23 protein-coding genes are annotated in these 23917 nt (G+C 69.1%); 21 read left to right on the top strand and 2 right to left on the bottom strand.

All coding sequences use genetic code 11. From position 1 onward, the window contains the following. Nucleotides 1–18: 18 nt before the first annotated feature. A complete protein-coding gene (locus tag H6844_00640; GenBank protein MCB9927912.1) occupies nt 19–1542 on the bottom strand; it encodes an FMN-binding glutamate synthase family protein in 1524 nt (507 codons plus the stop codon). 221 nt (nt 1543–1763) lie between these two features. Between H6844_00640 and H6844_00635 the strand changes: the two genes are divergently transcribed. After that, a complete protein-coding gene (locus H6844_00635) occupies nt 1764–4073 on the top strand; it encodes a molybdopterin-dependent oxidoreductase (protein MCB9927911.1) in 2310 nt (769 codons plus the stop codon). Between the two features lie 37 nt (nt 4074–4110). Here the strand turns inward: H6844_00635 and H6844_00630 are convergent, their stop codons facing one another. After that, nucleotides 4111–4632, bottom strand: a complete 522-nt coding sequence (locus H6844_00630; protein ID MCB9927910.1) for a DinB family protein — start codon at nt 4630–4632, stop codon at nt 4111–4113. Nucleotides 4633–4750: 118 nt separating this feature from the next. Between H6844_00630 and H6844_00625 the strand changes: the two genes are divergently transcribed. The 20 genes from H6844_00625 to H6844_00530 all read left to right on the top strand — a co-directional run bounded on the left by H6844_00625 (nt 4751) and on the right by H6844_00530 (nt 23837). After that, a complete protein-coding gene (locus H6844_00625) occupies nt 4751–5074 on the top strand; it encodes a cupin domain-containing protein (GenBank protein ID MCB9927909.1) in 324 nt (107 codons plus the stop codon). 4 nt (nt 5075–5078) lie between these two features. Beyond that, entirely contained in the window at nt 5079–5816 is a 738-nt protein-coding gene (locus tag H6844_00620; GenBank protein ID MCB9927908.1) for an NUDIX hydrolase, read from the top strand. 343 nt (nt 5817–6159) lie between these two features. Beyond that, the gene (locus tag H6844_00615; GenBank protein ID MCB9927907.1) at nt 6160–8211 is read left to right on the top strand and encodes a hydantoinase/oxoprolinase family protein; all 2052 of its coding nucleotides are present in this window, start codon (nt 6160–6162) and stop codon (nt 8209–8211) included. A 32-nt stretch (nt 8212–8243) separates the two neighbouring features. Continuing rightward, entirely contained in the window at nt 8244–9086 is an 843-nt protein-coding gene (locus H6844_00610) for an enoyl-CoA hydratase/isomerase family protein (GenBank protein ID MCB9927906.1), read from the top strand. Nucleotides 9087–9255: 169 nt separating this feature from the next. Then, nucleotides 9256–9975, top strand: coding sequence for an ABC transporter ATP-binding protein (locus tag H6844_00605; protein MCB9927905.1), 720 nt, complete (start codon nt 9256–9258; stop codon nt 9973–9975). 146 nt (nt 9976–10121) lie between these two features. Further along, nucleotides 10122–10739, top strand: a complete 618-nt coding sequence (gene hisB / locus H6844_00600; protein MCB9927904.1) for an imidazoleglycerol-phosphate dehydratase HisB — start codon at nt 10122–10124, stop codon at nt 10737–10739. Then, nucleotides 10739–11146 carry a DUF2628 domain-containing protein gene (locus H6844_00595; protein ID MCB9927903.1) on the top strand — a complete coding sequence of 136 codons (408 nt, stop codon included), beginning with the start codon at nt 10739–10741 and terminating at the stop codon, nt 11144–11146. The genes hisB and H6844_00595 overlap by 1 nt, the downstream gene beginning before the upstream one ends. Next, nucleotides 11143–11787: an imidazole glycerol phosphate synthase subunit HisH gene (hisH, locus tag H6844_00590; GenBank protein MCB9927902.1), complete on the top strand. Its 645-nt coding sequence runs from the start codon at nt 11143–11145 to the stop codon at nt 11785–11787. Before H6844_00595 ends, hisH begins: the two co-directional genes overlap by 4 nt. A gap of 7 nt (nt 11788–11794) precedes the next feature. Next, nucleotides 11795–12358 (top strand): GNAT family N-acetyltransferase, encoded by a 564-nt coding sequence (locus H6844_00585; protein MCB9927901.1) that lies wholly within the window; start codon nt 11795–11797, stop codon nt 12356–12358. Further along, on the top strand, nt 12358–13092 hold the full coding sequence (hisA, locus tag H6844_00580; GenBank protein MCB9927900.1) for a 1-(5-phosphoribosyl)-5-[(5-phosphoribosylamino)methylideneamino]imidazole-4-carboxamide isomerase: 735 nt from the start codon (nt 12358–12360) through the stop codon (nt 13090–13092). Before H6844_00585 ends, hisA begins: the two co-directional genes overlap by 1 nt. Before the next feature lie 10 nt (nt 13093–13102). After that, nucleotides 13103–13879: an imidazole glycerol phosphate synthase subunit HisF gene (gene hisF, locus H6844_00575; GenBank protein ID MCB9927899.1), complete on the top strand. Its 777-nt coding sequence runs from the start codon at nt 13103–13105 to the stop codon at nt 13877–13879. Next, nucleotides 13876–14166: a phosphoribosyl-ATP diphosphatase gene (locus H6844_00570; protein MCB9927898.1), complete on the top strand. Its 291-nt coding sequence runs from the start codon at nt 13876–13878 to the stop codon at nt 14164–14166. Before hisF ends, H6844_00570 begins: the two co-directional genes overlap by 4 nt. A 232-nt stretch (nt 14167–14398) precedes the next feature. Continuing rightward, nucleotides 14399–14764, top strand: coding sequence for an HIT domain-containing protein (locus tag H6844_00565; GenBank protein ID MCB9927897.1), 366 nt, complete (start codon nt 14399–14401; stop codon nt 14762–14764). 112 nt (nt 14765–14876) lie between these two features. Further along, nucleotides 14877–16469, top strand: a complete 1593-nt coding sequence (murJ, locus tag H6844_00560; protein ID MCB9927896.1) for a murein biosynthesis integral membrane protein MurJ — start codon at nt 14877–14879, stop codon at nt 16467–16469. A gap of 10 nt (nt 16470–16479) precedes the next feature. Beyond that, entirely contained in the window at nt 16480–17490 is a 1011-nt protein-coding gene (gene trpS / locus H6844_00555) for a tryptophan--tRNA ligase (protein MCB9927895.1), read from the top strand. A 135-nt stretch (nt 17491–17625) separates the two neighbouring features. Next, the gene (locus H6844_00550; protein ID MCB9927894.1) at nt 17626–18546 is read left to right on the top strand and encodes a sulfite exporter TauE/SafE family protein; all 921 of its coding nucleotides are present in this window, start codon (nt 17626–17628) and stop codon (nt 18544–18546) included. After that, the gene (locus H6844_00545) at nt 18546–19298 is read left to right on the top strand and encodes a TIGR02186 family protein (protein ID MCB9927893.1); all 753 of its coding nucleotides are present in this window, start codon (nt 18546–18548) and stop codon (nt 19296–19298) included. Before H6844_00550 ends, H6844_00545 begins: the two co-directional genes overlap by 1 nt. After that, nucleotides 19299–19805, top strand: a complete 507-nt coding sequence (locus tag H6844_00540) for a universal stress protein (protein ID MCB9927892.1) — start codon at nt 19299–19301, stop codon at nt 19803–19805. It abuts the gene before it with no gap. Between the two features lie 302 nt (nt 19806–20107). Next, a complete protein-coding gene (locus H6844_00535; GenBank protein MCB9927891.1) occupies nt 20108–22960 on the top strand; it encodes a molybdopterin-dependent oxidoreductase in 2853 nt (950 codons plus the stop codon). Between the two features lie 154 nt (nt 22961–23114). Continuing rightward, a complete protein-coding gene (locus tag H6844_00530; protein MCB9927890.1) occupies nt 23115–23837 on the top strand; it encodes a 4Fe-4S dicluster domain-containing protein in 723 nt (240 codons plus the stop codon). Nucleotides 23838–23917: the final 80 nt, after the last annotated feature.

Below are 23917 nucleotides of genomic sequence, written 5' to 3'. Positions count from 1 at the left end.
GCCCGCAGTTAACCCGGTTCAGCCGGCGACGGCAAGCGAGGCCGCGTCTTCCGTTTCTTGCGGCACGGCGATGGGCGGATAGAGCTCGTCCAGCGTCCGCGACCGCCCGTCCTGGCCGACGACCAGGCAGTGGTGGCGTTGCAAATGGCGCGGCTCGGTCACGCCGCAGGAATGGGCGATCACGCCGATTTCGTGATGCATGTGCTCGGCATAGCGGGCCACCCGCTCCGCCTTGTCGACCGGGTCCAGACCCCGTTGCAGGCGCGGGTCGTGGGTGGTGACGCCGGTCGGGCAGGTGTTCTTGTTGCATTGCAGCGCCTGGATGCAGCCGAGGGCGAACATGAAGCCGCGGGCGGACTGCACGAAATCGGCGCCGACGCAGATCGCCCAGGCGGCCTCGGCCGGCGTGATCAGCTTGCCGCTGGCGATGATGCGGGTGCGCTCTTTCAGGCCGGCGCGGTCGCGCAGGTCGACCACCCGCGGCAGGCTCTCGCGGATCGGCAGGCCGACATAGTCCATCAGGCTCATCGGCGCGGCGCCGGTGCCGCCGTCGCCGCTGTCGATGGTGATGAAATCCGGCGCGCTTTCGATGCCGCGCCGCTGCACCTCCTGGAACACGTCTTCCAGCCAGCCATAGGAGCCGATCACCGCCTTGAAGCCCACCGGCTTGCCCGTGACCTCGCGGATGCGTTCCACCATGTCCATCAGGTCGCCGGCGCTGTCGATCTCCGGATGGCGGTTCGGGCTGATCGAGTCGTGGCCTTCGGGAATGCCCCGGATCCGGGCGATTTCCGCCGTGACCTTGGCGCCCGGCAGAATGCCGCCCTTGCCGGGCTTTGCGCCCTGGCTGAGTTTCACCTCGATCATGCGCACCTGCTCGTGCCCGGCCACCTCGCGCAGCTTGTCGTCGGATAGATGGCCTGCGGCGTCGCGCACGCCGTATTTCGCGGTGCCGATCTGGAAGACCACGTCGCAACCGCCGTCCAGATGGTAGGGCGACAGGCCGCCCTCGCCGGTGTTCAGCCAGACGCCGGCCTTTTGGGCGCCGTGCGACAGCGCCAGTGCGGCCGGCCGGGAAATGGCGCCGAAGCTCATGCCGGAAATGTTGAACAGCGAGCCGGCCAGATAGGGCTGGCGCGCATACGGGCCGATCTCCATCGGCGCGGTTTCGGCCGCGTCCTGGTCCAGCGGCGGATAGGCGGCATTGGCGAACAGCACCGTGCCCGGCGGGCGCAGGTCGCGGGTCGAGCCGAAGGCGAGCGTGGCGTCCACGCCCTTGGCCGCGCGATAGACATAGGAGCGCTCGGCCCGGTTGAACGGCATTTCCTCGCGGTCGAGCGCGAAGAAATACTGGCGGAAGAATTCGCCCAGATGCTCGAACAGATAGCGCATGCGCCCGATCACCGGGAAGTTGCGCCGGACCGCGTGCTTGGTCTGGGTCACGTCGAGAATGTAGAGCACGACGATGGTGATCACGGCCAAGCCGATGGCGAGGATGAAGATCGTCGTCATGATCTGGATGATCGACAGCACCAAATTCATGTTCATCATGGCGCCTCCGGTTGGGGCGAACGGGCAGGGGGCGGCCGCGAAGGTCGTCGGGGCCGGATAGTGTCCGTCACGCTAATGCAACTCTGTTTACGATATCCGAACCCGTAACCCAAGACACGAGCCGCCGCCGGCCATTGCGAACGCGTCGCTCTTGCATTTGCCAACCGCTTACGCTCCTATGCCCGCTGCCCGCGAACCGAGAGAGCCCACCCATGACTGCCGCCATCAAGACCGTTCCCCATTCCTCGCACTGGGGGGCGTTCAACGCGATTGTCCGCGACGGCCGCGTCATCGACGCGCTGCCCATCGCCAACGATCCCGACCCCTCGCCCATGCTGGCGGCGATCCCGGGCATGGTGCACGGTCCGGCGCGGGTGAACCGGCCGATGGTGCGCGAGGGCTGGCTGAAGCATCGCGACCGCAACCGCGGCGCCGACCGGTTCGTCGAGGTCGACTGGGACCAGGCGCTGGACCTGGTGGCCGGCGAGTTGCAACGGGTGAAGGGCGAGCACGGCAATGCCTCGATCTTCGCCGGCTCCTATGGCTGGTCGTCCGCCGGGCGTTTCCACCACGCCAAGAGCCAGCTTGGCCGGTTCATGAACACGTTCGGCGGCTACACCACCCAGAAATACAATTACAGCTATGCCGCGGCGCTGGCGCTGCTGCCCCATGTCTGCGGCACCGCCCAGCCGAGCGAGGGGCCGGTCAGTTCCTATGAGACCATCGTCGCCGAAAGCCGGCAGATGGTGTGTTTCGGCGGGCTGTCGATGAAGAACACCCAGCTCGATTCCGGCGGGCTCGCCCGGCACCAGACCGGCGAATGGTTGCGGCGCGCGGCGGCGGCGGGCGTGCGCTTCGTCGTCGTCAGCCCGATCCGCGACGACGTTCCGCCCTTCCTGGAGGCGGCGGGCGTGGCCGAGTGGATCCCGATCCGCCCCAACACCGACACCGCGATGATGCTGGCCATGACCCATGTGCTGGCCAGCGAGGGCCTGACGGACGAGGCCTTCCTGGCGAGCCATTGCGTCGGCTGGGCGCAATACCGCGCCTATGTGCTGGGCGAAAGCGACGGCCAGCCGAAAACCCCCGCCTGGGCGGAGGCGATCTGCGGCGTTTCGGCGGACCGCATTGCGAGCCTGGCGCGGGACTGCGCCGGCCTGCGCACCATGCTGGCGGCGGCCTGGTCGCTGCAACGGGCCGACCATGGCGAGCAGCCCTTCTGGGCGCTGGTGGCGCTGGCGGCCGCCATGGGCCAGATCGGCCTGCCGGGCGGCGGCTTCGGCTTCGGCTATGCCAGCGCCAGCGGGCAGGGCGTGCCGCGCAACCCGATCAGCATGCCGACGCTCTCCACCCTGACGAACCCGACCAAGAGCTTCATCCCGGTGGCGCGCATCGCCGACATGCTGCTGGACCCGGGCGGCGCCTATGAATACGACGGCGAGCAGCGCAACTATCCGGACACGCGGCTGGTCTATTGGTGCGGCGGCAACCCGTTCCACCACCACCAGGACCTGAACCGCCTCGCCCGCGCCTTCCAGCAGCCGGAATGCGTCGTCGTGCACGAGCCGTTCTGGACCGCCACCGCCCGCCATGCCGACATCGTGCTGCCGGCGACGACGACGCTGGAGCGGAACGACATCTGCGCCGGCAAGCGCGACCGCACCTGGGTCGCCATGCACCAGGCCATCGCCCCGGTGGGCCGCTCGAAGAATGACCACGACATTTTCCGCGGCCTGGCTGAACGGGTCGGCACGCTCGACGCCTTCACCGAGGGGCGGGACGAGATGGGCTGGCTGCGCCACATGTATGCGACGGCGGAGACCAAGGCCGCGTCCCAGGGCATCGCCCTGCCGTCCTTCGACGCCTTCTGGGCCGAGGGCGCGGTGGAAATCCCCGAGGCGCCCAAGCCCTTCGTCCTGTTCGAGGGCTTCCGCCTCGACCCCGAGGGCGAGCCGCTGCAGACGCCCTCCGGCAAGATCGAAATTTTCTCCGAGACCGTTGCCGGCTTCGGCTATGACGACTGCCCCGGCCATCCGGTCTGGTTCGAGCCGCGGGAATGGCTGGGCCAGGTGGGCGAGGGCAGCGAACACCCGCTGCACCTGATCTCGAACCAGCCGCGCACCCGCCTGCACGGCCAGAACGACCCGGAAGGCCCGAGCCGGGCCAGCAAGATCAAGGGCCGCGAGCCGATCTGGCTGCACCCGAGCGATGCGGCGGCGCGCGAGGTGTCGGACGGCGACATCGTCCGGGTGTTCAATGCCCGCGGCGCGGTGCTGGCCGGCGCGGTGATCACCGACCGGGTGACGCCCGGCGTGGTCCAGCTCGCCACCGGCGCCTGGTACGACCCGACCGAGCCGGGCGGGCTCGACAAGCACGGCAACGCCAATGTGCTGACCCGCGATCAGGGCACGTCGCGCCTGGGCCAGGGCCCCAGCGCCCATTCGGCCCTGGTCGAGGTGGAGCGCTATCGCGGCAACCTGCCGCCGATCACCGCCTGGGGTCCGACGGAAGGGTCGGACTGAGGGGGCGGAGTGGGGCGGTCGGGCGCCGCGGCGCCCCTCACCATTCCGCCACGGGGCCGAGGGGCAGAAACGGCAGGTCGGTGTCGCCGGGCGGGGCGCCGGCGGCGGTGAGCATGGCGTGCACCTGGCCGCGATGATGGGTCTGGTGGTTGAACATGTGCACGACGAGGAAGCCCATCGGCTGGGCGATCTTGCGGCGGGCCGTGGTCGAGAAATACGAGATTTCCGCGGTCAGATCGGCCGGGGTCACGGTTTCGGCCCAGGCCAGGATCGCCATGTCGCGCTCCGCGCGCAGCTCGCGGTAGGTCTCCCAGTCCGCGGTGATGTGCCGCGAGTCCGCCGGCGTGGCCGCGACCGGCAGCGGCGCGCCGCTGAAACGGTGCAGCCACAACGCATCGGCCCACAACAGATGGTTCAGGGTTTCGAAGATCGAGCCGAAAAACGCACCGCGATCCTGCCGGCGCTCGCCATCGCTCAATCCGTTGGCCGCCGCGATCAGGTTGGCGTTTTGCCAGCGGTTGTAGCGGGCCATGTTCCGGGCATAGGCGGGCATGATCATCGTTGGCGTTCCCAGACGCGGAGAGTTCGTTGGCCTCCGCTGCGGGCTTGTCTAAACTGTCGGGGACTGCATAGACAACCCGTTATAGACATCCAGAAGGTTTTGCCGGGGTACCGAGATGACCAGTTACGAAATCGACGCACGCGAAACCGTGGCGGAAGTGCCCGGCCTGCGCGTGCGCATCCTGACGCTCGGCCAGGGCCAGTGCGTGCCCTGGCACTATCATTCGGAAATCACCGACACGTTTTTCTGCCTGCAAGGCACGCTCAGGGTCGAAACCCGGGCGCCGCGGGCCGAGTACGTGCTGCAACCGGGCGAGACCTGCGCCGTGCCGCCCAAGACCGCCCATTACGTCTCCGGCGTGGATCACGCGCCGGCCCGGTTCCTGATCGTCCAGGGCGAAGGCACCTATGATTATGTTCCGGTGGGCGGGGAAGGCTGAACCGATGAACGCACCCACCCCCTCAACGGACCAGCCGGTGCGCAAGCGGGCGCTGACGCCGCGCGATGCCGCCACCCTGATCGTCGTCGACCGTTCCAGCGACGCCACGGCCGAGCGAGAGCCGCGAATTTTGATGGGCCACCGCTCCGGCCGGCACGTGTTTATGCCGAACACGTTTGTCTTCCCCGGCGGTCGGCTCGATGCGGACGACGCCACCGTCCCGGTTGCCAGCGACCTGCGTGCGCCGGTGGTGGAGCGGCTGATCCGCAAGGCCTCGCGCCGCAAGGCGCGGGCGCTGGCCTGCACCGCCATCCGCGAGACGTTCGAGGAAACCGGCCTTCTGGTCGGCGCGCCGCACCATGGCGCCCACGACCCGGCGGACCTGCCCGAGGACTGGCGCGAGATCTTCGCCAGCGGCCTCGCCCCCCGGCTCGACTGCCTGGACTATGTCGCCCGTGCGGTGACGCCGCCGAACAATGTGCGCCGTTTCAACGCCCGCTTCTTCATCGTCGACCGCCGCAACACGTCCGGCGAACTGGGCGGGTCGGGCGAGCTGGTCGACCTGCAATGGATCCCGATCGCCGACGCGCTCGCCATGCCGAACACGCCGGACCCGACCAGCATCGCGCTGAAAGAGGTGCGCCGCCTGCTGGCCGAGGGCGACCCCTGGAACCTGCCGTCGGGCCATTCGGTGCCGGTCTATCTGGCCCGCTACGGCCGGGACGTGCTCGAATACGATTGAAGAAACCGGCGCCTTTTCCCCCATTTGGGGGATGCGCCACGGGCGGCGCCGTGCGTTGCTCCCCTGGCCCATTCCACAAGGGGAGCAATGGCCAGGAACTCGGCTCGACCTTCTTCCGGGAGAAGGATGGCAGCTACGGCGCGTATGCTGACTCCGGTCAGAAAACGCCCGCATTCACCTTCGAAACGTCGTAGCGATAGAGCCTCCAGGCGGGTCGGGCGGGATCGGTTTCCACCGGCCCGATACCTGGTGAGAATGGGGCCGCGCTTGCTTGCGCGGGGGCGGGCCGGCAGCTAGGCTGCGGGGAACTCCCGGCCTGACCCGTTCTGTTGGACTGTCCCTTATGTTTCGCATTGGCATCGACGTCGGCGGCACGTTTACCGATCTGGTGGCCGTCGACGACGACGGCGGCGTGACCTTCGCCAAGTCGCCCTCCACTCCCGCCGACCAGTCCATCGGCGTCATGGAGGGGCTGGCGCGGCTGGCCGATGCTCTTGGCCTGGGGCTGGAGGCGCTGCTGGCCCAGACCCAGCGCATCGTCCACGGCACCACGGTCGCCACCAACGCCCTGCTGGAGCGCAAGGGCGCCACCGTCGGATTGCTGACGACCGAGGGCCATCGCGACATTCTGGAAATGCGCGAGGGGCTGAAGCCCGACCGCTACAACATGCGCATGCCGCGGGCCGAGCCGCTGGTGCCGCGCGACCGCCGCCTGGGCGTGCGGGAGCGCATCCGCCCCGAAGGCACGGTGGAAATCCCGCTCGACCCGGGCTCGGTCGCCGACGCCATCGCCACGTTGCGGGCCAAGGGCGCCAACTCCGTCGCCATTTGCTATCTGCACGCCTACAAGGACGCGGCCCACGAACAGGCAACCGCGGCCATGGTGCGGGACGCCATGCCGGAGGCCTATGTCTGCCTCTCCTCCGACGTGTTTCCGCAGATCAAGGAATACGAGCGCGTCTCCACCACGGCCGTGAACGCCTATGTCGGCCCGGCGCTGGACCGCTATCTGTCGCGCCTGGAGCGGCGGCTGGCCGAGGCGGGCTATGGCGGGCCGGTGCTGATCATCCTCAGCCATGGCGGCGTCGCGCCGATTGCCGAGGCGATCCGGCTGGCCGCCGCCACGGTGCTGTCCGGCCCGGCAGGCGGCGTCGCCGGCGCCCGCTATGCCGCCCGCCTGATGCAGGCGCCGAACCTGATCCCGTTCGACATGGGCGGCACGTCGACCGACATTTCGCTGATCGCCGGCGGCGAGGCGACGCTGTCCGCCGACCGCGGCATTGCCGACCAGCGCATCGCGCTGCAATCGCTCGACATTGCCAGCATCGGCGCCGGCGGCGGCTCGCTCGCCAGCGTCGATGCGAGCGGCCTGTTGAAGGTCGGCCCGGAAAGCGCCGGCGCCGATCCGGGCCCCGCCTGCTATGGCCGCGGCGGCACCCAGGCGACCGTGACCGACGCCAGCGCCGTTCTGGGCTTTTTCGACCCCGCCAACTTCCTGGGCGGCACCGCCACGCTGGACGCCGCGGCGGCCGACGCCGCGCTCGACGCGCTCGCGGCCGGCCTGGGGGTGACGCGCGAGCAGGCGGCGGAGGGCGTGCACCGGGTCATCAACACCCAGATGGCGGAGGGCGTGCGCCTGGTCTCGGTGCGCCGCGGCATCGACCCGCGCCAGTTCGCGTTGCTCTCGTTCGGCGGTGCGGCCGGCCTGCACGTGACGGAAGTGGCGCGCCAGCTCGGCGTCACCCGCGCCATCGCCCCCCGCGTCGCCAGCGTGCTGTCGGCCTGGGGCATGCTGGCGACCGACCTGCGCTTCGAGGCGAGCCGCACCCATATCGGCGACACCGGAGCGCTGGACGCCGATGCCGTGCGCGCCACCTTCGACGCGCTGAAAGAGGACGCGACTCAACGCCTGAGCGCGGTGTTCGACGGCCCGGTCGCCCATCGCTTCGCCGCCGACATGCGCTATGGCGAGCAGATTTTCGAGATCGACGTGCCGCTGGACGACCTGGACTGGCAGGCGCCCGACATGCTGGCGCAGATCGCCGAGCGGTTCCACGTGCGGCACGAGGCGCTCTACACCTATGCGCTGCGCGACCAGGAGGCGGTGCTGGTCAACGCCCGCGTCGCCGCCATCGGCCGGCTGCCGGCGCTGCCGCAGGAGCCGCTCGCCGCCGGCGGCCGGCACGAGGCGCCGCCGTCCGCCCACCGCGAGGTCTATCTGGGCGGCTGGCACGAGACGCCGATCTATGCCTGGGACCGTCTGGTGCCGGGCCAGGAAATCGTCGGCCCCGCCGTGCTGGAAAGCGCCACCACGACCCTGGTGCTGCGCGCCGGCGACCGCGCGACCGTGACGCCGCATCTCTGGATCGACATCGCCGTTGGTGCTACCCACTGACACCCCGATCTTTCCGAACTGGATCCGTCCCAATGGCCGCCAAGCCCACACAATCCGCCGCAGACCCCATCGTGCTCACGTCCGTCGACGACCGCGGTGTCGGCACGCTGACCTTGAACCGCCCGAAGGTGAACAACGCCTACAACCGGGACATGATCCTGCAAGCGATCGAGGCGGTGACGGCGTTCGCCCACGATCCCAAGGTGCGGGTGATCGTCGTGCGCGGCAACGGCCCGCACTTCCAGGCCGGCGCCGACCTGAAATGGATCCGCGGCAATATCGATCTCTCGCCGGAAGAGAATTTTCTGATCTCGGTCGACACCACCAACGCCATCCGCGGCCTGAACGAGGTGCCGAAGCCGACCATCGCGCTGGTGCATGGCGGCTGTTTCGGCGGCGGCACCGGCATCGCCGCCGCTTGCGACGTGGTGATCGCCTCCGAGGACGCCTATTTCGCCATCACCGAGGCGAAATGGGGCCTGATGGCCGCGCCGATCTATCCGGTCCTGCTGGGCCGCATGGGCGCGCGTCATGTGCGCCGCTATTCCATCACCTGCGAGCGCTTCGGCGCGCACAAGGCGCAGGAGCTGGGCCTGGTGGACGAGGTCTGCGCCCCCGGCGGCCTCGACGAGGCGGCCGCGCCGATCATCGAGTCGATCCTGCAGGTCGCGCCGGACGGCATCGCCACCTCCAAGACCTCGATCCTGGAATGCGCCGGCATGGTGGTCGACGACCGCCGTGCGCGCGAGCTGGCCCGCGACCATGCCGGCAAGCGCCTGACCGACGAGGCGGTCGAGGGCCTGATGAGCTTCATCGAAAAGCGGCCGGCCGCCTGGTACGCCCCCTATGCCGAGGCGGCGAAGGCGAAGAAATAGGGCTTGGGCTCTGGTCCCACACCCCCACCCCGTCATTGCGAGGCGCCGCGGGCGCCGTGGCAATCCAGGCCGGCGGCAGAGCGCGCGCCGGCGTCTTCCGGGTTGCTTCGCCTCCGGCTCGCAATGACGGCGGAGGGGAGAGGGCACCCGACCTCCCGCACGCACCGCCATGAGCGAGACTCCGCCCTCCGCCCCCGGCCTGACCGTCACCGTCGACCGCCTCGCCTTCGACGATGGCGTTCTGTTCGAGGGTCTGCGCCTCGACCTGCAGGCCGGCGCGTGGACCTGTCTGCTGGGCGATGCCGGCACCGGCAAGACCACGCTGTTGCGCCTTGCGGCGGGCAGGCACGCCGTGCTGTTCAATGGCGATCCGGCCGCCGGCTGGGTCGCCACCCTGCCGGACCGCGATGCCTTTGCGCCCGGCGAGACGGTGCTGCAAACCGTCTGCCGCGGCCTGCACGGCGAGGGCGTGCCGGCGGACGAGGCGCGGCTGGTGCTGGAGGCGGTCGGCCTCGGCGCAAGGCTGGAGGCATTGCCGCACACGCTTTCCACCGGCATGCGCCAGTGCCTCGCCCTGGTGCGGGTGCTGTTGAGCGACCGGCCCGTGGCGCTGCTGGACGAGCCGTTCGCCGCGCTCGACCCGGCGACGCGGACCCGCGCGGTGGAGGTGGCGCACCACCTGCTGGCGGGCTGCACCGTGCTGCACGTCACCGGCGACCCGCAGGAGGCCGCTTGTCTGGCCGATCGCATCCTGCTCCTGGAGGGCCGTCCCGCCACCCTGACGGAGCACGCCGTGCCCGCCGGCCCGCCGCTCCGCGCCGGCAATGCGCCCGGCGTCGCCGCCTGTGCCGGGGCGCTGCTGCAACGGCTGCTGCATCCCGGCGGTTGAGGCATCTGCGGCAGCGCCGTCGCGGGCAGCGCCACCATGCCCTCTAGCAGCGGGCGCGCGGTCGCGCTAGGAAGGGCGGCGTCAACCCGTTGGTATTGCGGCAACGCAGCCGGCGGATCGGCCCCACGCAATGAAGAGCGCCCCTCATGCGCACCGCCTCGCTGCAACGCCACACAAACGAGACCCGGATCGACGTGACCGTCAATCTGGACGGCACGGGCGTCTATGACGTCCGGACCGGCATCGGCTTTCTCGACCATATGCTGGAGCAGCTGTCGCGGCACAGCCTCTGCGACCTGACGCTCCGCTGCGACGGCGACCTGCACATCGACGACCACCATTCGACCGAGGACACCGGCATCGCCATCGGCATGGCCGTGAAACAGGCGCTGGGCGACAAGCGCGGCGTGCAGCGCTACGGCGCCTGCCTGCTGCCCATGGACGAGACGCTGAGCCGGGTCGTGCTCGACTTTTCCGGCCGGCCCTTCCTGGTCTGGCGCAGCGAATTCCCGACGGCGAAGATCGGCAACTTCGACACCGAACTGGTGCGCGAATGGTTCCAGGGCTTCGCCAGCGCGGCCGGCGCCACCCTGCACGCCGAAACCCTCTATGGCGTGAACAGCCACCACATCGCCGAGTCCCTGTTCAAGGGCCTGGCCCGGGCCATGCGCCAGGCGGTGGAGATCGATCCGCGCCGGGCCGACGCCATTCCCTCGACCAAGGGCACGCTCGGCGGCGGCGATACGGAGGGGAAGGCGGGCTGATGCGCACCTACACCATCCACCTGCCGCCGGACCGGCGGGCCGCGGACGCCATTCTGGTGCCGGAGGGCTTTGCCTGGTGGGCCGTGGCGTTCGGCCCGCTCTGGTTTCTCTGGCAGGGGCTGTGGGCCAGCGCCATCGGCCTGGCCCTGTTGCAGACCGGCCTGACCATGGCGGCGGAAGCGCTGGTCGGCCCCGGTGCAGCGACCGTGCCCGCCCTTGGCCTAGCGCTGCTGGTGGGCTTTACCGCGCGCGACTGGCGCCGCTGGCGGCTGGAGCGCCGCGGCTGGCGCCTGGCGGACGTGCGCATCGCGCCGTCGGCGGATGCGGCCGAACTGAACTGGTTCGCGGCCCGGTTTGTGCCCTCGCAGGCCGCCGGGCCGGCGCCGGTTGCGGGAGCCCCGGCATGATCGTCGCCATCGTCGACTGCGGCAGCGGCAATCTGCGTTCCGTCACCCGCGCGCTGGAGCACGCCGCCGCCGAGGGCGGCATCCGGGCCGAGGTGATCGTCACCCATGTGCCGGAGCAGGTGCGCGCGGCCAACCGCATCGTCCTGCCCGGTCAGGGCGCGTTCGCCAGTTGCCTGGCCGGCCTCAACCGCGTCGACGGCCTGCGCCCGGCGCTGGAGGAGGCGGTGCGGGGCCAGGGCAAGCCGTTTTTCGGCATCTGCGTCGGCATGCAGTTGATGGCCGATGTCGGCGAGGAACACGGCCGCTATCCGGGCTTCGGCTGGATTCCCGGCCATGTGGTGCCGCTGCGCCCCAGCGACCCGACGCTGAAAATTCCGCACATGGGCTGGAACGCGCTGGAGATCCGCGCGCCGGTGCATCCGGTGCTGGCAAACCTGCCGGCCGATCCCCATGTCTATTTCGTCCATTCCTACCAATTGTCCCCCAGCAATCCGGACGACTGTCTGGCGGTGGCGGAGTATGGCGGGCCAGTGACCGCGGCGGTTGGCCGCGACAATCTGATCGGAACGCAATTCCACCCCGAGAAAAGCCAGGCGGTCGGTCTGACCATGCTGCGCCAATTCCTGACATGGGAGCCGTGATTTCGTGATGGCCGCAGACAGCCACGGCCCGGCGATCCGCACCAGCATCGACCGGGTCGAACGCCTCGACGCACGGGATCTGAACGATCTCTGCGAAGCCACCGATATGGCCATACTGGACGGCGGCGGCTTCGGCTGGCTGGAACCGCCGCCGCGCGACACGCTGGAGGCGTTCTGGCGCGGCGTGCTGGCGGTGCCGGAGCGCGAACTGTTCGTCGTGCGCCTGGGCGGCACGATCTGCGGCTCCGGCCAGTTGGTGCTGCCGTCGCGCAACGACGAATCCCAGCGCCATGCCGCCCAGATCAAAAGCGCCTTCGTCGCCCCCTGGGCCCGGGGCCACGGCCTGGCGCGCGAACTGACCCTGGCGCTGGAGGCGCGGGCGCGGGCGCTGAAATTCATCATCCTGAACCTGGACGTGCGCTCCACCCAGGAAGCGGCGATCCGCATCTACGACAATCTCGGCTATATCCGCTGGGGCACGCATCCCAACTATGCGTGGGTCAAGGGCGAGATGATCGAAGGCCATTATTACTACAAGAACCTGAAACAAACCGAACTGCCGAAACGCTGATGATCCTCTTCCCTGCCATCGACCTGAAAGACGGCCAGTGCGTTCGCCTCCTCTATGGCGACATGGACAAGGCCACCGTCTTCAACGACGACCCCGCGGCCCAGGCCGCCCAGTTCCAGAGCGAAGGCTTCGAGTGGCTGCATCTGGTCGATCTGAACGGGGCCATCGACGGCAAGCCGGTGAATGGCGCCGCGGTCGAGGCGATCCTGGGGCGGGTCAAGGTCCCGGTGCAGCTGGGCGGCGGCATCCGCGACCGGGCCACCATCGCCTACTGGCTGGAAAAAGGCGTGCGCCGGGTGATCCTGGGCACGGTGGCGCTGGAGGACCCGGACCTGGTGCGCAGCGCCTGCCGCGAGTTTCCGGGGCAGATCGTCGTCTCCATCGACGCGCGCGACGGCATGGTGGCGAGCCGCGGCTGGCTGCGCACCACCGAGGTGCGGGCGACCGAGCTGGCGTTGGCGATGGAGGAGGCCGGGGTGGCCGCCATCGTCTTCACCGACATCGACCGCGACGGCGCGCTGACCGGCGTCAATGTGGATGCCACCGTCGATCTGGCCTGGGCGTTGCAGACGCCGGTGATCGCCTCGGGCGGTATCGCCTCCATGGACGACCTGCGCGCCCTGCTGGCGGAGGAAGCCGCCGGCATCGAGGGCGCGATCAGCGGCCGCGCGCTCTACGACGGCCGCCTGAACCCGCGCGAGGCGCTGGCGCTGCTGCGCTCGGCGCGGGTGTAGCGGGGCGGCCATGCTGAAGGTCCGCATCATCCCCTGCCTGGACGTGCATGCCGGCCGCGTGGTCAAGGGCGTCAACTTCGTCGACCTGATCGACGCCGGCGACCCGGTGGAACAGGCCCGCGTCTATGACGCCGCCGGCGCCGACGAACTGACCTTCCTCGACATCACCGCCAGCCACGAGAACCGCGACACCATCTATGACGTGGTGCGCGGCACCGCCGATTGCTGCTTCATGCCGGTGACCGTCGGCGGCGGCGTGCGCACGGTCGATGACATCCGCAAGCTGCTGCTGGCCGGCGCCGACAAGGCGTCGATCAACTCGGCCGCGGTCGCGCGCCCGGACTTCGTGGCCGAGGCGGCGACGGCCTATGGCTCGCAGTGCATCGTCGTGGCCATCGACGCCAAACAGTCCGGCCCCGGCCGCTGGGAGGTGTTCACCCATGGCGGCCGCCAGCCGACCGGCCTGGACGCGGTCGAATGGGCGAAGCGCATGGCCGCCAGCGGCGCCGGCGAGGTCCTGCTGACCAGCATGGACCGCGACGGCACCAAGTCCGGCTTCGACCTGGCGCTGACCAAGGCGGTGAGCGACGCCGTGCCGGTGCCGGTGATCGCGTCCGGCGGCGTTGGCACGCTCGACCATATGGTAGAGGGCGTGCGCGCCGGGGCGAGCGCTGTGCTGGCCGCCTCGATCTTTCATTTCGGCACCTTCACCATTGCCGAGACCAAGGCCTATATGGCCGCGCACGGCGTGCCCGTGCGCCCGACCCATCTGGAGGACGCCGCATGAGCGACGCCCACACACTCGATGCGCTCTATGCGGTGATCGAAAGCCGCCGCGGCGCCGACCCGGACAGTTCCTACACCGCCCGCCTGTTCGGCCGCGGCACCGCCAAGATCGCCCAGAAGGTGGGCGAGGAAGCGGTGGAAACCGTGATCGAAGGCATGCGCGGCGACCGCGAGCGCCTGGTCTCGGAAAGCGCGGACCTGCTCTATCATCTCTGCGTGCTCTGGGCCGACCAGGGCGTGACGCCCGACGCCGTCTGGGCCGAGCTGGCGGCGCGGGCGAAGAAATAGCCTCCACCGACACCCGCCGCCGTCATTGCGAGGAGCGAAGCGACGACGCAATCCAGTCCCCGAACCCGGAGCCGGCTGCCAGATTGCTTTCAGGACTGGTTGAGCCACTCTTCTGCCCCATTTCCCGCCCAAGCGAGGACAGGGAAAATGGGGTGGTGAGCCAGCGGGGAAAGAATCCACCCTAGATTGCCTCGCCTGACGGCGCGCAATGACGGAGCGAATGAGACAGAGTATGTCCTACGACGACCAAAACATTTTCGCCAAAATCCTGCGCGGCGAGATCCCGTGCCAGAAGGTTCACGAGACCGAGCACACGCTGGCTTTCCGCGACATCAACCCGGCGCGGCCGGTGCATGTGCTGGTGATCCCCAAGGGCGCCTACATCACCTGGGACGAGTTCGCCGCCACCGCCAGCGCGGCCGAGCAGGCGGACTTTGTCCGGGCCATTGGCGAGGTGGCGCGGCGCGAGGGCGTGGCCGGCACTGGCTATCGCCTGTTGCAGAACAATGGCGAGCACGGCCACCAGGAAGTGCCGCATCTGCACGTGCACGTGGTCGGCGGTGCGCCGGCGGGGCCGATGCTGCGCCGCCAGCAATAGAGCCCGGTCGCCGAATGCCCGCGACCCGAGGCCCAGAAGTGCGTGGCCGCGTGCCGCCGGGGGTGGTAAGGGAGGGTCCGTTCCTGCGGCCTTGGAAGGGCGTTCGCACACCATGCTTTTGCGCGCTGTCGCCACCGTTGGCGGCTTCACCATGGCGAGCCGGCTGCTCGGCTTTGTCCGCGACCTGCTGATCGCGGCGATCCTGGGTGCCGGGCCGGTGGCGGATGCGTTCTTCGTGGCGCTGCGCCTGCCGAACCTGTTCCGCCGCCTGTTTGCCGAGGGCGCGTTCAACGCTGCCTTCGTGCCGGTGTTCGCCGGCGTGCTGGCGCGGGACGGCCCCGCCGCCGCCCGCGGCTTTGCCGAGCGCATGCTGGCGCTGATGGCGGTCACGCTCACGCTCATCACCATCGCCGCCGAACTGGCCATGCCGGCGCTGGTCTATGGCCTGGCCCCCGGTCTGGCGGACAAGCCCGGCAATTTCGCCCTGGCGGTGGAGATGGCGCGGCTGACCTTCCCCTATCTCTGGTTCATCGCGCTCGCCTCGCTGATGGGGGCGGTGCTGAACGCGCTCGACAAATTCGCCGCCGCGGCGGCCGCGCCCTGCGTGCTGAACCTGGTGATGATCGCGGCCCTGGTGTTCGCCGCCGATGCGTTGCAGACGCCAGGCCATGTGCTGTCGGTGGCGGTGGCGCTGGCGGGCCTGGCGCAACTGGTGCTGATGGCCTGGGCCATGCGCCGGGCCGGGTTCGCGCTGCGGCTGGTGCCGGTGCGCCTCGACCCGGTGGTGCGCCGCACCCTGCGGCTGCTGGGGCCGGGGGCGGTCGGCGCCGGCGCTTTGCAGCTCAACATGCTCGTGAACACGCTGATCGCCTCGCTGCTGCCAGTCGGCGCCATCAGCTATCTCTATTACGCCGACCGTATCTACCAATTGCCGCTGGGAGTGATCGGCATCGGCATCGGCACGGCGCTGCTGCCCAGCCTCTCGCGCGCGCTGAAGGGCGAGACCGCGGCGGCGGCGAATGCGGCGTTGAACCGGGCGCTGGAACTGTCGCTGTTCCTGACCCTGCCGGCGGCGGTGGCGCTGGCGGTGATCCCGGAGGCCATCGTGCGGGTGTTGTTCCAGCGCGGCGCCTTCGCCGCCACCGACACCGTCGCCACCGCCTGGGTGCTGGCCGCCTATGCGGTGGGCCTGCCCGCCTTCGTGCTGGTCAAGGTGCTGAGCCCCGGTTTCTTCGCCCGCGAGGACACGGCGACGCCGGTGAAGATCGCCACCGCTAGCATCGCCCTCAACATCGCGCTGGGCTTCGCGCTCTACCGGCCGCTGGGCGTGGTTGGCCTGGCGGTGGCGACCACGGTGGCGTCGTGGGCGAACGCGCTGGCGCTGGGCTGGCTGCTGCACCGCCGCGGCGACTGGGTGGCGGACCGGGGCCTGGCGCGCCGCGCGCCGCGGGTGCTGGCGGCGAGCCTGGCCATGGGCGGGCTGGTGCTGGCGGGGGCCGAGGCGCTGGCACCGCCGCTGCATGACGGCGAGATCTGGCGCGCCGCCGCGCTCGCCACGGTCTGCGCCGGCGGGGCCGCCGGGTATTTCGCGCTCGCCTGGATGATCGGCGCCGTCGACCGGACCACGGTCGCCGCATGGGCCAAACGTCCGCTTGACCGCATCCGCCGTCGCCGCGATAACCCGAGGCTTCCCTCGCAAGACTAGCGTCAGAGCCATGAGCCACCCGACCAATCGCATTTTCAGCGGCATTCAGCCGACCGGCAATCTGCATCTCGGCAATTATCTGGGGGCGATCCGCAACTGGGTCGGCATGCAGAAGGACTATGAGTGCATTTTCTGCATCGTCGATCTGCACGCCATCACCGTGCCCCAGGACCCGGCGGCGCTGCGCCAGTCGACGCGGGAGGTGACGGCCGCCTATATCGCCTCCGGCATCGACCCCGAAGAGTGCATCATCTTCAACCAGTCCGCCGTCAGCGGCCATGCGGAGCTGGCCTGGATCCTGGGCTGTCACACGCCCATGGGCTGGCTGAACCGCATGACCCAGTTCAAGGAAAAGGCCGGCAAGAAGCGCGACCAGGCCATGTCCGGCCTCTACACCTATCCGGTGCTGATGGCCGCCGACGTGCTGCTCTACAAGGCGACGGACGTGCCGGTGGGCGAGGACCAGAAGCAGCATCTGGAACTGGCCCGCGACATCGCCGGCGCCTTCAACCGCTATTACGACGTCGACTTCTTCCCGCTGCCGGAGCCGCGCATTTTCGGCTCGGCGACGCGGGTGATGAGCCTGCGCGACGGCAGCGCGAAGATGAGCAAGTCGGACCCGTCCGACCAGTCGCGCATCACGTTCACCGACGATGCCGACGCCATCGCCGCCAAGATCCGCCGCGCCAAGACTGACCCGGAGCCGCTGCCGTCCGAGGCGGCGGGCCTCGCCGGCCGGCCGGAGGCGGAGAATCTGGTGGGCATCTATGGCGCGCTCGCCGGCCAGAGCGTCGACGCGGTGCTGGCCGACTTCGGCGGCAAGGGTTTTGCCGACTTCAAGAAGGCGCTGGCGGAGGTGGCGGTGGCGGTGCTCTCGCCGATCACGGGCGAGATGAACCGCATGCTGGCCGACCCCGGCTATGTCGACGGTGTTCTGCGCAGCGGCGCCGGGCGCGCCAATGCCATCGCCGCGCCGATCCTGGCCGAGGTGAAGGAGCGGGTCGGCTTTTTGCAGCCGTAAAGGCCCCGTTTCCGGCACTTTTGCGCGCCTCGGGGCCTTGCCTTGCGGCGGCGGCGGGCGCATACATAGACATTCTCCGCGCGCCGTGCTGCGTTGCGTTCCTAGGATTGTCTTCAGCGGGAAGCCAGGGTCGGCATGCAACTCTATTTGCCCATCGCAGAGATTTCGGTGAACGTGTTTCTGCTGCTGGGCCTGGGTGGCGCCATCGGCTTCTTATCGGGATTGTTCGGCGTCGGCGGTGGCTTCTTGATCACCCCGGCGCTGATTTTTATCGGCATCCCGCCCGCGGTGGCGGTGGCGAGCGGCGCCAACCAGCTGGTGGCCACCTCGATCACCGGCGTGATCGCGCACTGGCGACGAAAAAGCGTGGATTTCGCCATGGGCGGCGTGCTGCTGGTTGGCGGCGTGATCGGCTCGACCGTCGGCGTCTATGTGTTCAAGCTGTTGCGCGAACTGGGGCAGGTGGATCTGATGATCTCACTGCTCTATGTCGTGTTCCTGGGCGCCATCGGCCTGCTGATGTTCGCCGAAAGCCTGCGGGCGATGCTGCGCTCGCGCCGGGGCACGGCCCGCCGGGGCAAGCTGCACCAGCATACCTGGATGCACGGCCTGCCGTTCAAGGTGCGCTTCCGCCGCTCGCGCCTGTATATCAGCGCGCTGATGCCGCTCGCCGTCGGCGCCTTTGTCGGCCTGCTGGCGGCACTGATGGGTGTCGGCGGCGGCTTCATCATGGTGCCGGCAATGATCTATCTGCTGGGCATGCCGACCAGCGTGGTGGCCGGGACATCGCTGTTCCAGATTCTGTTCGTGGTCGCCAACGTCACCTTCCTGCAGGCCTACACCACGCAGACCGTGGACGTGGTGCTGGCGCTGGCGCTGCTGATCGGCTCGGTGATCGGCGTGCAGTTCGGCACCATGATCGGCACCAAGGTCTCCGGCCCGCAATTCCGCATTCTGCTGGCGCTGATGGTGCTGGGCACCTGCGGCAAGCTGCTGTTCGACCTGGTGGTCCAGCCGCAGGACCTCTACAGCCTGCAAGCGGTGGGTGGCGTCTGATGCGCGCGCAAGCCGCTGCCCTGCTGGGGCTCGCCACCGGCGTCTGGCTCTCGCTGGCGCTGAGCGCCGCCATGGCCCAGTCGCTGGTCGCCGACCTGTCCGAGCACGAGATCAAGATCAGCACCGGATTCTCCGGCACCGAGTTGCTGCTGTTCGGCGTGACCGAGGGCAAGGGCGACGTGATCGTCATCATCAGCGGCCCGGACTCCAACGTGGTCGTGCGCAAGAAGAGCCGGGTGAGCGGGCTCTGGATCAACACCGAGAGCGTGCAGTTCGATACCGTGCCCGGCTTCTATCACGTCTCGGCCACCGCCGGCCTCTCCGACGACGCGCTGGACGACGTGCTGCGCGACAACGGGGTCGGCTTTCGCTATCTGAATCTCAGTCCCGCCGCCGATATCGGCCCGACGCAGGGGGCGGCCTTCCGCGAGGCGCTGCTGCGCCGCAAGGCGGTCCAGAAACTCTATGACCGCAAGGTCGGGCCGATCGAGATCGTCGGCGGCGCGCTGTTCCGCACCCGGGTGCCGTTCCCGGCGAACGTGCCGATCGGCCAGTATCACGTCGACGTCTATCACGTGGTCGACGGTTGGGTCACGGCCACGACCGAGATTCCGCTGACGGTGGAGAAGGCGGGCATGGAAGCCTCGATTTTCCGCATCGCCCACCAATACCCGGCCGCCTATGGTGTGTTTGCAATCCTGATCGCAGTGATGGCAGGATATGGGGCAGGCATGCTGTTTGGACGACGCTAGATGAGCGATACGGATAAGGCGGGTGAATCCCGCAAGGCAATCGGGCGCACGCTGTTGTGCGTGGTCGACGACACGGCGGAGATGTCGGTGGCGCTGCAATTCGCGGCGCGCCGGGCCAACCGCACCGGCGCGCATGTGGGCCTGCTGTTTGTGATCGAGCAAGAAGCCACCGAGTTTCAGCACTGGTCGTCCATCGGCGACCTGATGCGGGCGGAAGCGCAGGCCGATGCCGAGCGGGTGCTGAGCCGGGCCGCCGAGCACATCCGCCAGTGGAGTTCCGAGCCGCCGGTGTTCTATATCCGCGAGGGCGACCGCCGCGACGCGGTGATCGACCAGATCCGGGAGGACCCCTCCATCGCCTTCCTGATCCTGGGCGCGGCGACGGGCCGGGAGGGGCCGGGCCCGCTGGTGACGGCGCTGACCGGCCGCTGGGTCGGCCAGTTGCACATCCCGATCGTGATCGTGCCGGGCAATGTCCAGGAAGAGGAAATCGAGTCGTTCGCGTGAGGCGGGCGGGCCAATTCCCAAACGCCCATACCCCGCTTTCCCGGCCGAGCCGAAGGCGAGGGCCGGGACCTCCTTCGGGGCCGGCTCGGTGGGGGGCCCCGGATAGCGGCTCTGCCGCTTCCGGGGAAGTTCGGGTGCGTTTGCCGCTTCCGGGGAAGCTTTGAGGGGTGGGTGCTGCCGGGGGAGTCGGGCCGGCCCGGCTGCGATCCTCGGGAGCCCGTGCGTCACCGGCTTGCCCTTGGCGCGGTGGGCGTTAGGATGGAAGGTCTGACCGTACCGCCGCCCTATCGGACCCCTGCCCCATGCTCGAATCCCTCGCCGGCCCGCCGGAGCAGGTCGATACCTCGCCGACCGTCTCGGACGAGGTCAAGACCACCACCTGCTATATGTGCGCCTGCCGCTGCGGGATCAAAGTCCATCTGAAGGGTGGGGATATCCGCTATATCGAGGGCAACAAAAAGCATCCGGTGAACAAGGGCGTGCTCTGCGCCAAGGGCTCGGCCGGGATCATGCACCACCTCTCGCCCGCCAGACTGACCAAGCCGCTGAAGCGGGTCGGGCCGCGCGGCTCCGGCGAGTTCCAGGAAATCTCCTGGGACGAGGCGATGCAGACGGCGACGCAATGGCTCTCGGCCATCCGCAACGACGACCCGAAGAAGCTGGCCTTCTTCACCGGCCGCGACCAGAGCCAGTCGCTGACCGGCTTCTGGGCGCAGCAGTTCGGCACGCCGAACTTCGCCGCCCATGGCGGCTTCTGCTCGGTCAACATGGCGGCGGGCGGCATTTACAGCATTGGCGGCTCGTTCTGGGAGTTCGGCGAGCCGGACTGGGAACACACCAAGTATTTGATGATGTTCGGCATTGCCGAGGATCACGACTCGAACCCGATCAAGACCGGCCTCGGCAAGCTGAAAGGGCGCGGCGCCAAGGTGGTGGCGGTGAACCCGGTGCGCACCGGCTATGCGGCCATTGCCGACCAGTGGCTCGGCATCCGTCCCGGCACGGACGGGCTGTTCGTGCTGGCCCTGGTGCACGAATTGCTGCGCACCGACCAGATCGACCTGGAGTATCTGGCGCGCTACACCAACGCCACCTGGCTGGTGCGGCAGGCGCCGGGCGCGGCGAATGACGGCCTGTTCGTGCGCGACGAGGACGGCGCGCCGCTGGCCTGGGATCAGGTGGCGCACGCGACGGTGAAGGCGCAGTCGCCCGGCACGCAGCCGGCGCTGGTGGGCGAGGTGACGTTGCCCGATGGGGCCAAGGCCGTGCCCGCCTTCCATCTTCTGGCCGAGCGCTATCTGGCCGACGAGTATGCGCCCGACGCGGTGGCCGAGCGCTGCGGCATCCCGGCCGCCACGATCCGCCAGGTCGCGGCCGAGATCGCCCAAGTGGCGTTCCGGGAAACCGTGACGCTGGATGTCGCCTGGACCGACTGGACCGGCAAGCGGCACGAGCAGATGGTGGGCCGGCCGGTGGCACTGCACGCCATGCGGGGCATCTCCGCCCACTCCAACGGCTTCCACACCTGCCGCACGTTGCACCTGTTGCAGATGCTGATCGGCTCGATCGACGTTCCGGGCGGCTTCCGCTACAAGCCGCCCTTCCCGCGCCCGGCGCCGCCCGGGCCGAAGCCCGCCGGCCGGCCGGAGCATCTGGCGCCGAACACGCCGCTGCCGGGGCCGCCGCTCGGCTTCACCGCCGGGCCGGAAGACCTGTTGCTCGACGGCGACGGCCGGCCGGTGCGCATCGACCACGCCTATAGCTGGAAGGCGCCGGTGGCCGCGCACGGGCTGATGCATCTGGTGATTCACAACGCCTGGGCCGGCGACCCCTACAAGATCGACACCCTGTTCATGTACATGGCGAACATGGGCTGGAACTCGTCGATGAATATCGGCGGCACGCTGAAAATGCTGACCGACAAGGACGAGGCTACGGGCGAGTACAAAATCCCGCGCATCATCTATTCCGACGCGTTCTGGTCCGAGACCATCGCCTATGCCGACCTGATCCTGCCGGACACCACCTATCTGGAGCGCTGGGACGCGGTCTCGATCCTGGACCGGCCGATCTCGGACGCGCACGGGCCGGCGGATGCGATCCGCCAGCCGGTGGTGCAGCCGAACCGCGATGTGCGGCCGTTCCAGGACGTGGTGATCGAACTGGGCTACCGGCTGGGCCTGCCGGCCTTCACCAAGGACGACGGCACGGCGAAATTCCCCGGCGGCTATCCGGACTATCTGGTGAACCACACCCGCGGCGCGGCGGATATCGGGCCGCTCGCCGGCTTCCGCGGCCTGGACGGCGAGGGCCAGGGCCGCGGTGCGCCGAACCCGAACCAGTTGCAGCGCTATATCGAAAACGGCTGTTTCTGGAAGTACGAGCTGCCGGAAAGCCAGCTCTATTTCAAGCACGCGAACAAGGACTATCTGGAATGGTCCGCGGGGCTGGGCTTCATCCCCAATTCCAACCCGATCGTCATGCAGCTCTATAGCGAGCCGTTGCAGAAATTCCGGCTGGCGGGCCAGGGCCATGGCGCGGTGCTGCCGCCGGAGGAGGAGCGGGAGCGGATCGTCCGCTATTTCGACCCGCTGCCGATCTGGTATGCCCCGTTCGAGGAAAGCCAGGTCAAGGCCGAGGACTTCCCGCTGCACGCGGTGACGCAGCGGCCGGCCGCCATGTACCATTCCTGGGGTTCGCAGAACGCCTGGCTGCGCCAGATCCACGGCTATGCGCCGCTGTTCATCCCGCGGGTGCTGGGCGAGAAGCACGGCCTCGCCGACGGCGACTGGGCGCGGCTGACCTCGCACCAGGGCTCCATCGTTGCGCCGGTGAAGCTGATGGAGGGGGTGAACCCGAACACGGTCTGGACCTGGAACGCCATCGGCAAGCGCAAGGGCGCCTGGAACCTGGCCGACGACGCGGTCGAGACGGAAAAGGGCTTCCTGCTCAACCATCTGATCGGTGAGCTGCTGCCGGACGGCAAGACCGCCAACGCCGACCCGGTGACCGGGCAGGCGGCGTGGTACGACCTGCGCGTGCGCATCGAAAAGGTCAGTGCCGAGCATGTGGCGCCCCGCTACGCGCCGCTGGAGCCGCCGCGGAGCGTGACGCCGCGGCCGGCGATCCTGCGCTATGGCGCCAAGCGGGCGTGACATCCAAGTGCGCGCCCTTCCTCCCATTCTGTCATTGCGAGGAGCCGCAGGCGATGGGGCAATCCAGGCAAAGCCTCAGCCCGCACGGGCGGCGGTCTGGATTGCTTCGGCTGCGCCTCGCAATGACGCCAGGATTTTCGCAGAGAGCTAAGCCATGACCGCCCTTCCCTCCGCCACCGCCAAAAAGCTCGGCCTGGTCATCGACCTGGACATTTGTGTCGGCTGCCACGCCTGTGCCGTGAACTGCAAGGAATGGAACACCGGCGGCCATTCGGCGCCGCTGACCGACCAGGACCCGTACGGCGCCGCGCCGGACGGCGTCTGGTTCAACCGCGTCCACTCCTACGAGGCGGGCGACGGCGCGGCCGGGCGCACGGTCCACTTCCCCAAATCCTGCCTGCATTGCGAGGATGCGGCCTGCGTCACCGTCTGTCCGACCGGCGCCAGCTACAAGCGCGAGGAGGACGGCATCGTCCTGGTGAACGCCGAGACCTGCATCGGCTGCAAGCTCTGTTCGTGGGCCTGTCCCTATGGCGCGCGCGAGTTCGACGCGGACCAGGGGGTGATGAAGAAATGCACGCTCTGCATCGACCGCATCTACAACGAGAACCTGGCCGAGGACGAGCGGGTGCCCGCCTGTGTCTCCACCTGTCCGGCCGGCGCGCGGCATTTTGGCGATCTGGGCGACCCGACCTCGCCGGTGTCGCAACTGGTGGCCGAGCGCGGCGGCTATGACCTGATGCCGGAACTGGGCTACCAGCCGACCAACAAATACCTGCCGCCGCGCGAGGCGGCCTCGCGCCACGCGGCGCTGCCGGAGGAGCGGGGCGAGCCGAAGGGCGTGCTGAAATGGCTGGACCGGGTGTTGTCGCTCTGAGGGTTTGCGCCCGCCGGTAACCGGAATTTTACCGGCGGGGCCCTGGTGATGGTGACAGCGTTACGCAAGAGTGACTACAT

It is taken from the genome of Alphaproteobacteria bacterium (assembly GCA_020638555.1).
Classification (GTDB): domain Bacteria; phylum Pseudomonadota; class Alphaproteobacteria; order Bin95; family Bin95; genus JACKII01.
This window is presented reverse-complemented; position numbering and strand designations above follow the sequence as displayed.

Excerpts from the sequence above, each read along its gene's own strand:
- H6844_00640 (MCB9927912.1), bottom strand. The coding sequence starts at position 1,542 with ATGAATTTGGTGCTGTCGATCATCCAGATCATGACGACGATCTTCATC.
- H6844_00635 (MCB9927911.1), top strand. The coding sequence starts at position 1,764 with ATGACTGCCGCCATCAAGACCGTTCCCCATTCCTCGCACTGGGGGGCG.
- H6844_00630 (MCB9927910.1), bottom strand. The coding sequence starts at position 4,632 with ATGATCATGCCCGCCTATGCCCGGAACATGGCCCGCTACAACCGCTGG.
- H6844_00625 (MCB9927909.1), top strand. The coding sequence starts at position 4,751 with ATGACCAGTTACGAAATCGACGCACGCGAAACCGTGGCGGAAGTGCCC.
- H6844_00620 (MCB9927908.1), top strand. The coding sequence starts at position 5,079 with ATGAACGCACCCACCCCCTCAACGGACCAGCCGGTGCGCAAGCGGGCG.
- H6844_00615 (MCB9927907.1), top strand. The coding sequence starts at position 6,160 with ATGTTTCGCATTGGCATCGACGTCGGCGGCACGTTTACCGATCTGGTG.
- H6844_00610 (MCB9927906.1), top strand. The coding sequence starts at position 8,244 with ATGGCCGCCAAGCCCACACAATCCGCCGCAGACCCCATCGTGCTCACG.
- H6844_00605 (MCB9927905.1), top strand. The coding sequence starts at position 9,256 with ATGAGCGAGACTCCGCCCTCCGCCCCCGGCCTGACCGTCACCGTCGAC.
- hisB (MCB9927904.1), top strand. The coding sequence starts at position 10,122 with ATGCGCACCGCCTCGCTGCAACGCCACACAAACGAGACCCGGATCGAC.
- H6844_00595 (MCB9927903.1), top strand. The coding sequence starts at position 10,739 with ATGCGCACCTACACCATCCACCTGCCGCCGGACCGGCGGGCCGCGGAC.
- hisH (MCB9927902.1), top strand. The coding sequence starts at position 11,143 with ATGATCGTCGCCATCGTCGACTGCGGCAGCGGCAATCTGCGTTCCGTC.
- H6844_00585 (MCB9927901.1), top strand. The coding sequence starts at position 11,795 with ATGGCCGCAGACAGCCACGGCCCGGCGATCCGCACCAGCATCGACCGG.
- hisA (MCB9927900.1), top strand. The coding sequence starts at position 12,358 with ATGATCCTCTTCCCTGCCATCGACCTGAAAGACGGCCAGTGCGTTCGC.
- hisF (MCB9927899.1), top strand. The coding sequence starts at position 13,103 with ATGCTGAAGGTCCGCATCATCCCCTGCCTGGACGTGCATGCCGGCCGC.
- H6844_00570 (MCB9927898.1), top strand. The coding sequence starts at position 13,876 with ATGAGCGACGCCCACACACTCGATGCGCTCTATGCGGTGATCGAAAGC.
- H6844_00565 (MCB9927897.1), top strand. The coding sequence starts at position 14,399 with ATGTCCTACGACGACCAAAACATTTTCGCCAAAATCCTGCGCGGCGAG.
- murJ (MCB9927896.1), top strand. The coding sequence starts at position 14,877 with ATGCTTTTGCGCGCTGTCGCCACCGTTGGCGGCTTCACCATGGCGAGC.
- trpS (MCB9927895.1), top strand. The coding sequence starts at position 16,480 with ATGAGCCACCCGACCAATCGCATTTTCAGCGGCATTCAGCCGACCGGC.
- H6844_00550 (MCB9927894.1), top strand. The coding sequence starts at position 17,626 with ATGCAACTCTATTTGCCCATCGCAGAGATTTCGGTGAACGTGTTTCTG.
- H6844_00545 (MCB9927893.1), top strand. The coding sequence starts at position 18,546 with ATGCGCGCGCAAGCCGCTGCCCTGCTGGGGCTCGCCACCGGCGTCTGG.
- H6844_00540 (MCB9927892.1), top strand. The coding sequence starts at position 19,299 with ATGAGCGATACGGATAAGGCGGGTGAATCCCGCAAGGCAATCGGGCGC.
- H6844_00535 (MCB9927891.1), top strand. The coding sequence starts at position 20,108 with ATGCTCGAATCCCTCGCCGGCCCGCCGGAGCAGGTCGATACCTCGCCG.
- H6844_00530 (MCB9927890.1), top strand. The coding sequence starts at position 23,115 with ATGACCGCCCTTCCCTCCGCCACCGCCAAAAAGCTCGGCCTGGTCATC.